At 37.7% G+C, this 14,672-nt stretch carries 14 protein-coding genes; 5 read left to right on the forward strand and 9 right to left on the reverse strand.

Annotation, left to right across the window (positions count from 1 at the left end):
• Positions 1-19: 19 nt before the first annotated feature.
• The 3 genes from rpsB to rplM are packed head-to-tail and all read right to left on the reverse strand — an operon-like array spanning position 20 to position 1,617.
• Positions 20-739 (reverse strand): 30S ribosomal protein S2, encoded by a 720-nt coding sequence (rpsB, locus tag IPM92_15060; GenBank protein MBK9109647.1) that lies wholly within the window; start codon positions 737-739, stop codon positions 20-22.
• A gap of 35 nt (positions 740-774) precedes the next feature.
• A complete protein-coding gene (gene rpsI, locus IPM92_15065) occupies positions 775-1,170 on the reverse strand; it encodes a 30S ribosomal protein S9 (GenBank protein MBK9109648.1) in 396 nt (131 codons plus the stop codon).
• A gap of 3 nt (positions 1,171-1,173) precedes the next feature.
• Complete coding sequence (gene rplM / locus IPM92_15070) at positions 1,174-1,617, reverse strand: 50S ribosomal protein L13 (GenBank protein ID MBK9109649.1); 444 nt, start codon at positions 1,615-1,617, stop codon at positions 1,174-1,176.
• Positions 1,618-1,861: 244 nt separating this feature from the next.
• Here rplM and pdxA point away from each other — a divergent pair, with 244 nt between their 5' ends.
• Positions 1,862-2,920 (forward strand): 4-hydroxythreonine-4-phosphate dehydrogenase PdxA, encoded by a 1,059-nt coding sequence (gene pdxA, locus IPM92_15075; protein MBK9109650.1) that lies wholly within the window; start codon positions 1,862-1,864, stop codon positions 2,918-2,920.
• 217 nt (positions 2,921-3,137) lie between these two features.
• On the opposite strand, the gene IPM92_15080 is transcribed toward pdxA, so the two are convergent.
• The 5 genes from IPM92_15080 to IPM92_15100 form a co-directional block, all read right to left on the reverse strand.
• Complete coding sequence (locus tag IPM92_15080) at positions 3,138-3,893, reverse strand: glucosaminidase domain-containing protein (GenBank protein MBK9109651.1); 756 nt, start codon at positions 3,891-3,893, stop codon at positions 3,138-3,140.
• Between the two features lie 194 nt (positions 3,894-4,087).
• The gene (locus IPM92_15085) at positions 4,088-4,642 is read right to left on the reverse strand and encodes a DinB family protein (GenBank protein ID MBK9109652.1); all 555 of its coding nucleotides are present in this window, start codon (positions 4,640-4,642) and stop codon (positions 4,088-4,090) included.
• Positions 4,643-4,655: 13 nt separating this feature from the next.
• Positions 4,656-5,216 (reverse strand): thioredoxin family protein, encoded by a 561-nt coding sequence (locus IPM92_15090; GenBank protein ID MBK9109653.1) that lies wholly within the window; start codon positions 5,214-5,216, stop codon positions 4,656-4,658.
• A gap of 68 nt (positions 5,217-5,284) precedes the next feature.
• Positions 5,285-5,938, reverse strand: a complete 654-nt coding sequence (locus IPM92_15095) for a M15 family metallopeptidase (GenBank protein MBK9109654.1) — start codon at positions 5,936-5,938, stop codon at positions 5,285-5,287.
• 86 nt (positions 5,939-6,024) lie between these two features.
• Positions 6,025-7,137: a hypothetical protein gene (locus IPM92_15100; GenBank protein MBK9109655.1), complete on the reverse strand. Its 1,113-nt coding sequence runs from the start codon at positions 7,135-7,137 to the stop codon at positions 6,025-6,027.
• A gap of 94 nt (positions 7,138-7,231) precedes the next feature.
• On the opposite strand from IPM92_15100, the gene IPM92_15105 reads away from it, so the two are divergent.
• Positions 7,232-8,470 (forward strand): M20/M25/M40 family metallo-hydrolase, encoded by a 1,239-nt coding sequence (locus IPM92_15105; protein MBK9109656.1) that lies wholly within the window; start codon positions 7,232-7,234, stop codon positions 8,468-8,470.
• A gap of 226 nt (positions 8,471-8,696) precedes the next feature.
• On the opposite strand, the gene IPM92_15110 is transcribed toward IPM92_15105, so the two are convergent.
• Positions 8,697-10,304 (reverse strand): choice-of-anchor B family protein, encoded by a 1,608-nt coding sequence (locus IPM92_15110; protein MBK9109657.1) that lies wholly within the window; start codon positions 10,302-10,304, stop codon positions 8,697-8,699.
• Between the two features lie 29 nt (positions 10,305-10,333).
• On the opposite strand from IPM92_15110, the gene IPM92_15115 reads away from it, so the two are divergent.
• The 3 genes from IPM92_15115 (at position 10,334) to ccsA (ending at position 14,648) form a co-directional block, all read left to right on the forward strand.
• Complete coding sequence (locus IPM92_15115; GenBank protein ID MBK9109658.1) at positions 10,334-10,942, forward strand: DNA-3-methyladenine glycosylase 2 family protein; 609 nt, start codon at positions 10,334-10,336, stop codon at positions 10,940-10,942.
• 3 nt (positions 10,943-10,945) lie between these two features.
• Positions 10,946-11,413 carry a hypothetical protein gene (locus IPM92_15120; GenBank protein MBK9109659.1) on the forward strand — a complete coding sequence of 156 codons (468 nt, stop codon included), beginning with the start codon at positions 10,946-10,948 and terminating at the stop codon, positions 11,411-11,413.
• Between the two features lie 115 nt (positions 11,414-11,528).
• Positions 11,529-14,648: a cytochrome c biogenesis protein CcsA gene (gene ccsA / locus IPM92_15125; GenBank protein ID MBK9109660.1), complete on the forward strand. Its 3,120-nt coding sequence runs from the start codon at positions 11,529-11,531 to the stop codon at positions 14,646-14,648.
• Positions 14,649-14,672: the final 24 nt, after the last annotated feature.

Raw genomic sequence — 14,672 nt, forward strand, 5'->3', positions numbered from 1 at the left:
TTAACTAACGTTCGTATGTTTAGCTTGCGGGGGCTTCTTCTTTGACCTCTGCATTACGCTCTTCCAATCCTTCGCGGATCGCTTGAACCATAAATTGGGTGATCAAAGCGATTGACTTTGAAGAGTCATCATTGGCAGGAATCGGAAAGTCCACCAAATTGGGATTGCTATTGGTATCGACCATAGCAAAAGTCCTGATGCCAAGGCTTTCTGCCTCATCAACGGCCAGGTGTTCATTGAGAATATCGACAATAAAAACGGCAGATGGCAACCTGTTTAGATTGGATACCCCACCCAATACCCTTTCCATTTTTTCTTTTTCACGACTTAAGGTCAGACGTTCTTTTTTAGTAATCGTCGTAACATTATTGTCGGTCAACATTCGATCGATATTATTCATTTTTTTAACCGAGCGACGAATCGTGGCAAAATTAGTCATCATTCCACCCAACCATCTTTCGGTTACATAAGGCATGTTGACACTTTTTGCAGCTTCCGCTACAATTTCGCGGGCTTGTTTTTTAGTGGCTACAAACATGATCTTTTTACCAGATTTGGCAATCTGTTTCATAGCATGAGCCGCTTTATCCAAACACTCTGCTGTACGGTTGAGGTCAATCAAATGTACGCCTTTATGCTCCTTGAAAATGTACTGGCGCATTTTGGGATTCCACTTTCTGCGCAAATGCCCAAAATGAACATTGGCTTCTAATAACTGCTGGTATGTGGGTTTTTCCATGATCATATTGTGAATGGTTCTCTTTTGAAATAAAATTAACGTTTACTAAACTGAGATCTCTTACGCGCTTTGCGCAATCCGAATTTCTTACGTTCAACCTCTCTTGCGTCTCTTGTTAAAAAATGTCTTTCTTTAAGTGGCTGACGCATTTCAGCATCGATTTTACAAAATGCTCTTGAAATCGCCAGGCGAATCGCTTCTGCCTGACCCTTCAATCCGCCACCGGCTACGGTAGCGTGGATTGCATAAATCTGATCACCTGCAACGGTTAATACAGGATCCATAACTTTTTGAGCAATATCCTTGATAGGAAAGTATTCCTCTAATTTTCTTTCGTTGATCGTGATTTCAGTAGTGGCAGTAGTTCCTTTGCGCAAGTAAACTCTGGCAACTGCTGCTTTCCTTCTCCCAATGGCATTGACGTTTTCCATAAATTAGATTGTGTAAGGTTCAGGTTTTTGAGCACTATGTGGATGTGTAGCACTCTCATAAACAAATAATTTCCTATACATGGCATCTCCAAGTTTGCTTTTAGGCAACATTTTTCGAACTGCCACTTCTATAACCCTGTAAGGGTGTTTTGCAAGCACTTCTCTGGGTGTAGCTGATTTCTGGCCTCCCGGATAACCACTATAGGTTAAATAGACTTTATCATCCATTTTTTTACCTGTAAAGCGGATTTTTCCGGCATTGATTACGATAACATTATCGCCACAATCCATGTGCGGGGCAAAATCCGTTTTGTGCTTACCCATAAGCAAATGAGCAATTTGCGAAGACAGACGACCGACCACCTGGCCTTCGGCATCAACTACATGCCATTTTCTGCTGGTTTCTGCATTTTTGGAGTAGGAAGTTTTAAAACTTAAGGTTTTCACTTTTACTGATTTTAATAGTAATAGCTCTTTTAAAGCGGGCACAAAGGTAACCGCAAGTCGCATTCCCTGTATAAGTTTTATTAAAAAAAATTGCAAATATTTAGCTAACTACTTGAAAAACAGTCTAAATTTTGACAATCCTTACAAATTGACCTGAATTTTTGAGATTCGCCAGTCAGTCCCTCTTGTAATCATTTGTTGCCAGAATCCATTTCGCCTTATCTTCACCCATTCAATTCAAGTAATGGACAAAATCAAAATAGGCATTAGCTGCGGCGATATCAATAGCATTAGCCTGGAGGTCATCCTGAAGGCATTAAGGCATGAGATGATCTATAAAAATATCATACCTATTCTTTATAGCAATGTCAAAATTGCTTCCTACCATAAAAATATAGCGCATCTGGATAATTTGAGCTTTAATATTTTGGCACAAGGAGAAAGGCCTCGAGCCGGTCGTCTGAACCTAGTGAATTGCTGGAATGACAATGTCACCATTTCACTTGGTAAAGCCAGTCCTGATGGTGGAAAATATGCTAAAATGTCCTTGGACAAAGCAATAGAGGATATTCAAAAAAATGAAATTGATGCACTTGTAACCGGACCCATTCACAAACATTCGATGCGAATGGCCGGTTTTGAGCACATGGGCCATACGGGCTATTTATTGGAAAAATCGGCTGCTAAAGATTGTCTGATGTTTATGGTTTCAGATGGCCTGAAAATAGGGATCGTTACTGAACATATTGCCGTTTCGCAGATTGCCCAATCCATTAAGAAAGATTCAATTCTGAGAAAATTAAAGATCATGGAACAATCCTTGATCACAGATTTTGGAATTGAAAAACCCCATCTGGCCGTATTAGGATTGAACCCGCATGCCGGAGAAGAGGGCTTATTGGGTTCGGAAGATGAAGAAATCATCAGACCCGCAATCATTGAAGCCAAAAAGAATGGAATGTTTGTTTCGGGACCTTATCCTGCAGATAGTTTTTTTGGAACCGGATTATTTAACAAATTTGATGGCATTCTGGCGATGTATCACGATCAGGGTTTGATTCCATTTAAGTCCATCACCCACCAGGAAGGCGTCAATTTTACAGCCGGTTTGCCTTTTGTACGAACTTCTCCCGATCATGGCACAGCATTCGACCTCGCCGGTAAAAATGAAGCAGACTCAGGATCGATGTTCAATGCCATACTTATGGCAAAAGAAATTGTATTCCAGCGAAAAGGATTTAAAGAAATGCATGAAAATGTATTGAAGAAAAGGCCAAAGCTATCAGAAGAAATGAGCGAGTAGGTTAAGATCACTCTATTATCATTCGTCTCGGTTGAGATTGGTTTACTTCGATCCGACAACCTTGGCACTGCAAAGTTATGCGAATTTGTATGAATATATAGCGTAAATTCAAATATAATTTTCTTAAATATTTTTCCGAAAAATGAATTAAAAAATATTTGAATGAATTTGTTTTCAATGCCCAATAACTGAATTCTCCGAACAACAATCAACGAGATCAAGCCTTAATCAATTCAAGATTCTTTTTCTTGCGCAATTTTTTCTTCGATTGTTTACTTTTCTTGTACTGAGATTTTACAAGTGGCTTTTTAGATTCCAAAGGAAGGATCTCTTTCGTTAAATAATCTACAGGAATTCCTTTAATTGCATTTTCTGAAGCCAATATCGCTTTTGGTTCTTCTGTTACTACAAAATCGCTTTGTGCTTTTTTCTGATCCAATAAATCGAGATTGTATTTTTCAATCAGGCGAATCAATCTTTCAGGATAATTGGGATCAGTTGCATATCCGCATTTTTTTAAGCCATACGCCCAGGCTTTGTAATCGTTGGCGGGCAATTCGAAAAGCTGGCTATATCTGGGCCGGAATTTGATAAAATCCGAATGATCTAAATAGGAATCCATCGCAGAAGAATAAGACCTGAAACAGGAAAAAATCAAATTACCAATTTGATCCTTGTCATCATCTTTGTACTGATAGGTATCTCCGGTCCAGTTTGCTTTACATTTTATTCCAAAATGGTTATTTGCATTTGTTGCCAACTCACTTCGGCCAGATTGAGATTCATGCAGCGCTTGGGCCATTTTAATACTTGCAGGTATACCTGTGCGCTCCATTTCCTGAATGGCCAACCACTTGAATTGCTCAATATATTTTTCTTGTACCGTAACGGGACGGGTGGCTGTTAAAAATATTGCAGAAAAGATCACGAATAACAGCTTGTGATGGGGGAGTAATGTTATTGCGGGCTTCATATTTAGTATCCTTTCCTTTTCAGATACAAAAATAATACCAATTTTGGATTTTCAAAATGGGGTTAAATATATAATATTTTATTTATCAATATATTATATAGTATGTTTTAATGTAATATATTTTAATTTCTTTCTATTTTGCCCAATTCTGCTGCTTTACAAGCATTTCCGGACCAAACATTTTTGCCAGCCGTTTAGTTGAATGATTGCGTTTCATGGATTTGTTGAAGATGCCTCCATTCATGCTCTATCAATATCCGAAAAGCATCCTCCAAACGATAACTCACTGCATTATTTGCAGGTGAGGAAATAATGCATCCAGATGCCAGCAAAGGGCTACTCTTCATTAAATACATTTTGACAAGCTCCTGATGTTCTTTGAAGATATGGATGATATCTTGTGCCGGGTTCAATTGTTCAGGTTGCCAAATTGAAAAAGTTTTGATCTTTTCTTTCCGATGCCGCGAAACTTTCTTCAATAACCAAGGACCTACAAATTTGGCTATATACTTTTTAAACCAATGGTATCTAACTGGCTCCGTCGATTCTAATAAGCGATCCATCACCGGAAAATAACTCGTATTTACAAGAATGATGTGCTTTAAGTTTTCAGCAATACTCCAGGAACCCTCTTTTCCCTTTTGAAATAATTTTTCGCTTGCCATTTTACTGTAAGTTTCTGTGACCAGCTTTGTGATTACATCTATTTCATGACAACATTCCTGAATAAGTAAACTGTGCTGAGGCATGTAGATAGTTTTATCAATTTTTCTTCCACTTTATATTACAGCCTAAACTTGGAAATTGTTCAGCGTCCACAGGTTGATCAGACAAAACAGCTTCTAATGCATTGCGCAAATCTCTTCCGGAAAGTGGAACACCTGATTGAGGCCTGCTTGAATCCAATCGACCCCTGTATTTTAAAATTTTATTCCTGTCGAAAACATAGAAATCAGGTGTACAAGCTGCATCATAAGCTTTTGCAATTTCTTGCGTCTCATCGAAGAGATAAGGAAATGAAAAATTTTTTAACAAGGCCAGTTCTTTCATTCTATCGGGACCATCCTGAGGGTAACTACTCACATCATTACTGCTGATGGCAAAAATAGCTATGTTTTTTTTCAAATATTCATTGGTAAGATTTACCAATTCATCCATAACATGCACTACATAAGGACAGTGATTGCAAATAAACATAATCAAATAAGCGTCTTTTGATGATTGCTCATAGAGTTGAATGAGTTGCCCGCTGACCACATCAGGAAGTTCAAAATCAGGTGCTGGTGTGCCAAGCGGAAGCATATTGGATTCTGTTAAAGCCATTATAGTGTTTATTGATTTTTAAAATGCGAATTCCAAAAATTCGACAATTATATTAAACTTAAAACGATTTACTCGTTAACAAGTTCGCTGCAATGATTTACATTTTTAATAAAATCGAATAGTTTGACTGAATGCATGTATTCGACTCCAAGAAATGGATAGACTTCCCTGTGATCAAATTGTTTTAGTTGAGATGACCAAATCGGATACGATAATGGTTCATAAGACCAATGCCATTTTTCTTCTTTAAACCCTGCTGGTCTCATAGGATTATATTCCGTATAAGATTGACAAAACCCAAATTTTCGCGCGTGTTGAATGAGCCATTGATACACGCGACTTCCTTCTTCCAATTCAAAATAATCGGGCTCCACTTCGTTAATATCAATATCGGTTCCCCAATGATGTCTTGAAAAACCCGGAGGTGCTGTGTATTCAAGAATTTTTTGAGCTTTGGTCACAGGGTCCTTTGTTATCGTATTGACGTCTACTCCATCTACCGGCAATTTACCCAACCATTTTTGTTCCCAAATTTCCTGTTGCTTTTCAAAACTTCTAAATGCAGAGACAATGAATAAATGAACCGTATCTTTAAACGCAGCTTCTTTCATTTTTAAAAAAGCGATATATGCATCTAATTGAAGAAACATATGTGACTTGTCCAACTCTGATTCGAATTCAATAAATCCATCTCTTAGCGACGGATCAAATTTCCCTGCCATAAATAGACTGTCTATCATCATTTTCGTTGGGCTGTCATTCATTATTTGGAGTTTATTAAATCTAATTCCATTTAAGCTTAAAAATATTATCGGATCAAGGATTCGATAATATTTTTTCTCCGATCTTGTTCTTCCATTTTTATGACGTCTTCCAAAGTATATTTTCGTTCGAGAGATTTCGCGTATCCGCCTGTATTGTCAAATAAGTAATAAACATTCGTTAGCCATTTTGAAGTGTCCGGTTCCTGAGAGGGTGAGGTTACGTATTCTTCAATAATTGGAGCTCCTAAAATATAAGGAGAATTATCCATGATGTAAGTGAGTTTGGTATGCGCATTTCGCAAACTCGTGTAACTGCCATAATTCTCGAGTTTATAACAATCAGTTGGCTTGATGGTATAGGAAGTGTAACCTGTATAATTTGGCATCGGCTTTTCTACAGGCAAGGCTGCCATAATAAGCACCTGGCCCAACTTAGCCTCCCATCCAAAGATTAAGCCCACAGGAGGTCCGACAAATTTCACTCCAAGAGAATCTAAAAATTTGTAAACCTTTGGCAATGATTTCGCATAATACTGCGGTATTTTTGAATTTACGATAATATCAAGGATACCAATATAATGTTTCTCTGTAAAGCTTGATTTTTGGATACCAAACTCAGTTTTTACCAATTGTTCAATATAGGTTTTAATGCCTTCCAGATCATTTTGAAGTGTTGCATCCAATGTTGCCGGCATACCGATATACCAGGCTCTTTTCCAAAATTCTATTCTTCCTGGTATTCTGGCATTCATTTTCAGAAACAAACTCTTTGTGCCCTCGGGTATTATTTGCCAGTTTAAGTTTAGTTTGGAAGGCAGTTTATCAGATTTCATGATGGCTGTAACCAGACTATCCTGAAAGGATTCTTCAATTTCTACGTAACCTTCACCCAAAGCTTTGCATTCGAAGCTAAAGTTGGCTCCAATAAAGTGTTCTCGGCCCCCTTTTGAGAATTTAAACCCGGGATCATCTTTAGCCCAACTGATCCATCTTGGCCAGTCCTTGATATCATTGATAGCTATGTAAGCCATTTTATAAGGTCCGTCAATCTTTATCTCACTGGAATACTTATAACTTGCCGGGCCGAAAAAGCATGCTAAAAAATAAGCAAACACAACAACAATCAAACCCCCAACAATTAACCATTTGCGATTCATACTTTGAACTTAATGCTGCAAAATTACGTTTTTGAAGCCTCTTTTGCTTAGTTTGTTCCTTAGCTTTGCGCATCATTTACAAATAATAAAGATTATGCACCCATTTCAGACGGTCCATTGTTGGTTCATCAGGGTTTTTACTTTTGTTTTCTTGTTTGGCTGTACAAACATTCTCTATAGCCAATATGATCCGTTATTGGGTATTCGCGTTGATGTGGTGTACCTCGCCTCTGATGTCCTGGAAGGCCGCGAAACCGGAACCCCGGGAGAAATGATGGCAGCTGAATACATAGCACATCGGATGAAAGAAATAGGTTTGAGTCCAAAAGGCTCTGAAGATTGGTTTTACGAATTTTCTTTTAAAGCGAATCCTCATGGCGGACCGAAAATAGACGGCAAAGGCAGAAATGTGGTCGGTTTTTTAAACAAAAAAGCTAAAAAGACCATCGTCATTGGTGCACATTACGATCACCTGGGTTATGGAGGCTCGGGTTCCCGAAGCCCAAATGAAAAAGCCATTCATAATGGAGCCGACGATAATGCAAGTGGAATAGCTGCCATGTTGTGGCTGGCAGAAAACCTGAAAAATGAGAAAAAACTTAAATTCAATATCCTGTTTATTGCATTTTCGGGTGAAGAAATGGGGCTCCTGGGTTCAAAAGCTTTTATAGAAAAACCTACTATTCCGCATGAAAGCATTCATGCTATGATCAATATGGATATGGTGGGCAGACTTAATGCTGAAAAAACAATGGCCATTAGTGGCGTTGGTACGGCAATTGAATGGAAAACGCATTTGGATAATTGCAGAATGCCCGGTTTTCAATTCAACTACAGCGATGGTGGGATTGGACCTTCTGATCACACGGCTTTTTATCTCAAAAATATTCCTGCCATACACTTTTTTACCGGACAGCATCAGGATTACCATAAACCTTCAGATGATAGTCATCTTGTGAATTACGAAGGCATTCGCGAGGTCAGCGAAATTATTTGGGGCTTACTGATTCATCTGTCTGATAAGCCGGTCTTAACTTTTCAAAAAACCAAAGACGAGGATAAACAAAGGGCCTCCTCTTTTAAAGTTACGATGGGTGTTATGCCGGACTACGTATACAATGGCGAAGGAATGCGCGTGGACGCTGTTTTGGACAACCGGCCCGCACAAAAAGCAGGACTTATGGGTGGAGACATCATTATAAAAATAGGAAGTTTTGACATTAAAGATGTCTATCAATATATGGAAGCGCTGTCCAAATTTGAAAAAGGCCAGAGTGCCGATGTAACTGTAAAAAGAAAAGAAGAAGTGCTGGTGAAACAAGTTGTCTTTTAACTAGGATTGGCTATGATAGAATATGATTGACTATGATAGACTATGTTTAACTATGATAGAATATGATTAACTATGATAGACTATGTTTAACTAGGATAGACTGAGATTAACTAAGATAGACTAGGATTAACTAGGATTTAATAGGATTGATAGGAATTACAGGATTGGCAAGAATGCCAAGAATAGTTGGATTGCAGGGATTGGAATTAGGGTCAATAAATTGTACTTAATTTGGATAGCGGATGGTTTTGGTTTTGTTCAGCTTGTCTATGATTTCCAAAAAATAAATCCCTTGCAGATTATGAAACACGAGCGAATAGGGTAATTGAATGTCATTCAATGCTGCAATGTATTTTCCTTCGGCGTTTAATATGTTTAATTTTTTAATAAATGTTTCGCCGCATTGGCTTGACAATATATTGTTTGCGATTTGGAAATCGAAACAATCCGCATTTTGATGGATATTTTTTATGGAAGACTCGTGAATTTCATCAATGATGCGCCAATTCATTTTATAATAATAATCACCAGGCGCTTTGATTGCATCTGTAAATCTTCCCTGCGATGGAAAGTTGGGTGGAATATAAATTTCTTTAAACCCGGAATGATTATAAGCTCTTTGCAAACTGAGTTCTGAATAACAAATGGATTCCGGCAGTTTCCAGTTTATTTCTGCTTGGTCTGAAATTTTCTGCACTTGGAATTCAGGTTCGCACAAACTCAGTTGAAAATCCAAATACAACACAAACAAACCATTTTGAATATCAGAAGCGAGTATAGAACCGGAAGGCAAATAAGGATAAACACCCCAGGCACCGGCATATTGTTGCGAATAATCCTGATTAGAAGGCTCTGTGTCGTAGTAAGCAATGATTTCAGGATTCAAAGGATCGCTGCAATTAAATACAACGACTCCATCATGATAATAACTCACAAACGCATATTCTCCTTTAAAGTAGGGATTGTGAGCCATACTAGCGGTATCCAAAGGAGCTTCTAATGCAGAGCGAAATAATTTTACAATACGAGGATTCTGTCGATCGCTGACATCCACCATTTTTAAACTGGTATTGTGCGTTTCATCTGCCCAAATTAAATATTTTCCATTTTCGTGCAACCAGGAACTATGATTGTACCCTTGTTGCTGATAAATATTGATGGAAGACAATTCTGTATAATCTCCATTCTGTTCTATTTTATAAATGTAAAAACCGTTAAAACCATGGGAACAAAAAGCCGTGTCATTTCTGACAAACAGATCGTGCACATAATTGCCGGGTAAATCTATTTTTTTGATCAGACGGGGATGTGTTGGATCGAATTGCAAATCCATCATTATTAAATCAACGGGTCCGCTACTGTCGCGACCACCTGCAATATACAAATGTGCGGTTGCGGTATCGACAAATAACATATGTGAAGTCAACACATGAGCATGATCCCTGTGTGCCAAGACAATCGAATCCGGAGCGTTTTTCAAATCAAATATGGTAAGCCCTTCGTTTGCAGCATCGGTAATTGCAAATAAATAATTTTGGTAAGTTTTGAATTCCCTCCAAATGGTACGAAATCCACCGGAGAAACTAAAAACGCGCCGAATGTTGAATGGATCCGTGACTTCATAAATCCAAATGCTATCCAAAGTACCTATGATGGCTATTTCTTTACCATCCGGATAGGCATATCCCCAAACATCGCTATAGGCAACTCCACTCTGTTGAGGCAATTGATCATCATCGTAACGTGATGCCAACGACATATTTTTATACTTTTGACACAGAATAACTGATTCTGTGAAAAGGCTCAATACAATGATCAGTATTAAATTTCTCATGTGTTTTACAAAAATACGAAAATTAAAGAATGAATGCACAGGAAGTCCTTTCAAAAGATCCCAAAATGAAAATACTGGTTGATCTGATTCCTCAAAGTGCCTTACATATCCCGGGACAAAAATCAGATATCCGTGAATATCTCGTCAGTTCTATCATTTCCCAACAGCTTTCGGTTAAAGTTGCCAAAGTCATTTTCACAAGATTCCTGGAACTCTTTGGTGGTAAATTCCCTCGAAATCTGGAAATCATAAACACGCCTATCGATCGTCTCAGAAGTATAGGATTGTCTGCACAAAAATCACAATATATTAAAAACATTGCCGAGTTTTTCGAAATACATAAACTCCACAAAAAAGACTGGAAGTCATTACCAGACGAAGAAATCGCTAAATTGCTCATCCAAATTAAAGGTGTTGGAGTATGGACTACTGAAATGGTACTGATGTTTGGCCTTTGCCGGGAAGATGTGTTTTCATCTGGAGATTATGGCATCCAGATGGCTATGAAAAAACTGTATAAATTAAAGCAAGAAGGCAAAGAACTCCAACATAAAATGTTGCGCATTGCAGAAAAATGGAGGCCACATCGTTCGCTAGCTTGTATGTACCTTTGGACCTGGAAAGATCTAAAAGAATAAAAAATGATAAATACACAACAACTGGATGCCTGCGTCCTCAAATTCCAAAATCAAGAAAAAGAAATTGATAAATTATTGGATGAATTACAAACAGATCAAGCTTTGTTGATGGATGTTTTAGTTGGAAGCCATGCCGAATTATTGACGGAAGAAGAACTCGATTATTTGTTATTTCTTTTTCTGGTACTCTATGGTACATTTAAGCAACAAATAAGCTTACCAGTTTTTAGTGAAGATGAAGTGATTAAGGCCGAAGAATTCAGCTGGAAATATATCAACGAACAAAATGATTATGACAAACTGGTCGAAATTTTTTACGCTGAAATTCCCAATCAGGATGTCATGGAATTCATTGACTTAAGCATTGCCCCGGATGATGAAAATGAAATCAAAATCACCCCGCCGGGCCGTCTGATCATGTTGGCAGTATTAACTGCTCTTTCACATCTGATGTTAAACCTTAAAACTTAAACCAAAGTATATTAGTGTTTGTTATTCTTCAAAAGGTCCAATTACCTTGCCTTCTATGGCATTTGTATTGTAGAAACTTGAATTTAATCGATCCATCAGAAATTTTCAAACATCCATGCATTACTTTACTAAAATTTTTAATATCATTTTCTCCACGAGAGCTGCCGGTTTATACATGTTGCTTTTTGCAGCAGCTATTGGAGTTGCCACTTTTATCGAAAATGACTTTGGAACAAGCTCTGCTCAAAAATTAATATTTAAAGCAAAATGGTTCGAATTATTGCTTGTCCTTTTTGGATTTTGTCTGATTTTCAATGTTATTAAATTTCGATTTTTTCAACAGAAAAAATGGGGAACTTTAATGTTTCATCTATCAATTATTGTCATATTGATGGGTTCTGGTATCACCCGCTATTTCGGATATGAAGGTATCATGCATATCCGCGAAGGCGAATCTAGCAATACCATTTTGTCATCAGAATCTTATTTACAATTGCAAGCCAACATTAAAGGTTTGCAGTATAAAACTGAAGACAAGGTTTTATTTGCATCAAAAGGAAATCATAATTATCAGCAATCCTTCCTGCTTGGACAAGAAAAAGTGGATGTTGAATTACTTGAATTTGTTCCAAATCCAATTGAAGTCTTAACAGATGATCCGTCAGGCGCCCCTTTCATAAAATTGGTTATGGGTGGAGAGCAAGGTCGTGAAGAATTTTTGCTAAAGTATAATAGTCCGCGATTGATAGCTGGTACTGTTTTTAATTTTGCAGAGATTCCACAAGCAAATGCAGTCAATATTCAGTTGAAAAATGACTCAATACTGATCGCGTATCACGAACCATTTATGCAAATGGTTATGGCTACTCAGCAAAAAGATACACTCGCCCCCGAGAAATATCACATGCTTCGCTTCAGATCTCTTTATTCTTCTAGTTCCTTCAACTTTGTAGTAAGTGAATTTAATAAAAGTGCAAAAGTGGATGTGAGTTCTTCCGATGCTAAAATGAGTAGTTCAAGTATAGCAGCTTTGAAATTAAAATTGAGTGTAAATGGTCAGTCCAAGGAATTTTACATTTCAGGAAGTCCGGGGAATGAAGGTAATCCCAGAACCCTTAGTTTTCCAGAAGGCAATTTCAGCTGGAGTTATGGAGCCAAGCGCATTCAACTTCCCTTCGAACTAAAATTAAGGGATTTTATCATGGATCGTTATCCGGGTACCAACAGCGCATCATCTTATGCAAGTGAAGTGACGCTCATAGATTCCAGAAAAAACATCCAAAAAGAACTGCGCATTTATATGAATAATATATTGGACCATGATGGTTATCGCTTTTTCCAATCTTCCTTCGATAAAGATGAATTGGGAACTTATCTAAGTGTAAATAGAGATGCTCCGGGAACCTGGGTGAGCTATATAGGTTATATTTTATTAACCCTTGGATTGTTGATTAGTTTGTTTGATAAAACCAGCCGATTCCAATATTTAAGTCGCAGAATTCAAGAGCTCAGACCGAAAAGTTTAGTTCTTTTATTTGCAAGCTTACTTCTGAATACTTTACTTTTTGCCCAAACTTCAACACAGAATGTACAGGCACAAATTCCAGCCATTGATCCGTCTCATGCCAAAATGTTTAGAGAAGTTATCGTCCAGGATGTGAATGGCCGAATGAAACCCATGAATACTTTGAGTTTGGAAATTCTCAGAAAGTTATCGCGTAAAGAGTCTTTATATGGAATGAATGCCGATCAGGTGTTTATTTGCATGTCTGCTTTTCCGGAAATCTGGAATAAATTGCCAATCATCAAAATTGGTAAACACGAAAAAATACAAAATCTCTTTAAAAATTCTGATGGCTACGCATCGTACCTGGATTTTTTTAATGCGGAGGGTGAGTATATTCTTAGAGATGATGTCAGGGAGGCATTTAATAAAAAGCCAGTTGACCGTGGTGTTTATGAAAAAGAAATTTTGAAACTGGATGAAAAACTGAACATCACAAGTATGGTTTTCTCCGGTAGTTTGTTAAAACTTTTTCCCGTAGAAAATCACCCAAATTTTCAATGGGATGCTCCATCTGGTCAACATATTCACCAACAACTAGAAATCGCTGCGGAAGCATTTCCGGATAGATTTTATAAAGCATATATCGAACAAATCCGAGAGGCCGAAAACACAAATAATTGGTCAACTGCCAATTCATTAATTCAGGAATTAAAAGTATATCAACACAAACTAGGAAAAGACATCATTCCTTCTGATTCTAAATTAACTGCAGAAATCTTGTTAAATGATTTGAATGTTTTTGGAAAATTGAGCAAGTATTATGGACTTTTAGCATTAGTTTTTCTTGGTTTATTGTTTACAAGTGTATTTGCTCCATCGAAATCCTTGAAATTGGGGCTGAGCATTTCTTTAATACTATTTATTGCAGGATTTTTATTCCAATCTTTTGGTTTGGGACTGCGATGGTATGTATCTGGAAGAGCACCCTGGAGCAATGGATATGAATCTATGATTTATATTGCATGGACAACGGTTTTAGCGGGACTGCTATTTTCAAGAAAATCCCTTGGCGGATTGGCAGCAACCAGCTTATTATCATCCATTGTACTTATGGTAGCTGGTTTGAGTTGGCTCGATCCTGAAATCACGCCATTAGTGCCAGTTCTAAAATCGTATTGGCTCACCATTCACGTATCACTTGAAGCTGGAAGTTATGGCTTTTTGGTGCTCGGGGCACTCATAGGTGCTTTGAATTTGATTCTCATGATTCTTACGACCCGAAATAATAAAATCAGAATGGACAGGGTCATTGATGAGATGAGTTATACAAGTGAAATGACCATCATAGGTGGCCTGGTTATGCTGAGTACCGGAACTTATTTAGGGGGTGTCTGGGCCAATGAGTCCTGGGGAAGATATTGGGGATGGGATGCGAAAGAAACCTGGGCACTGGTCTCTATTTTAATTTATTCATTCATTCTACATATGCGATTGATCCCCGGTTTAAAAAGCAGATATGCATACAATACTGCTACTTTATTCGGATTTGCATCTGTAATGATGACTTATTATGGAGTGAATTATTATTTATCAGGATTGCATTCATATGCAGCAGGCGATCCAGTGCCAATACCTGCTTTTGTTTATTACCTGATTGTTATACTTGTTGCGATTAGTCTCGGAGCTTACTTTAGAAATAAGCAGTTGGATATTTCGGAAAAAACTTAGTTTTTACAACTTATCAAAAATGTT

This window comes from Saprospiraceae bacterium (assembly GCA_016719615.1).
GTDB lineage: Bacteria > Bacteroidota > Bacteroidia > Chitinophagales > Saprospiraceae > Vicinibacter.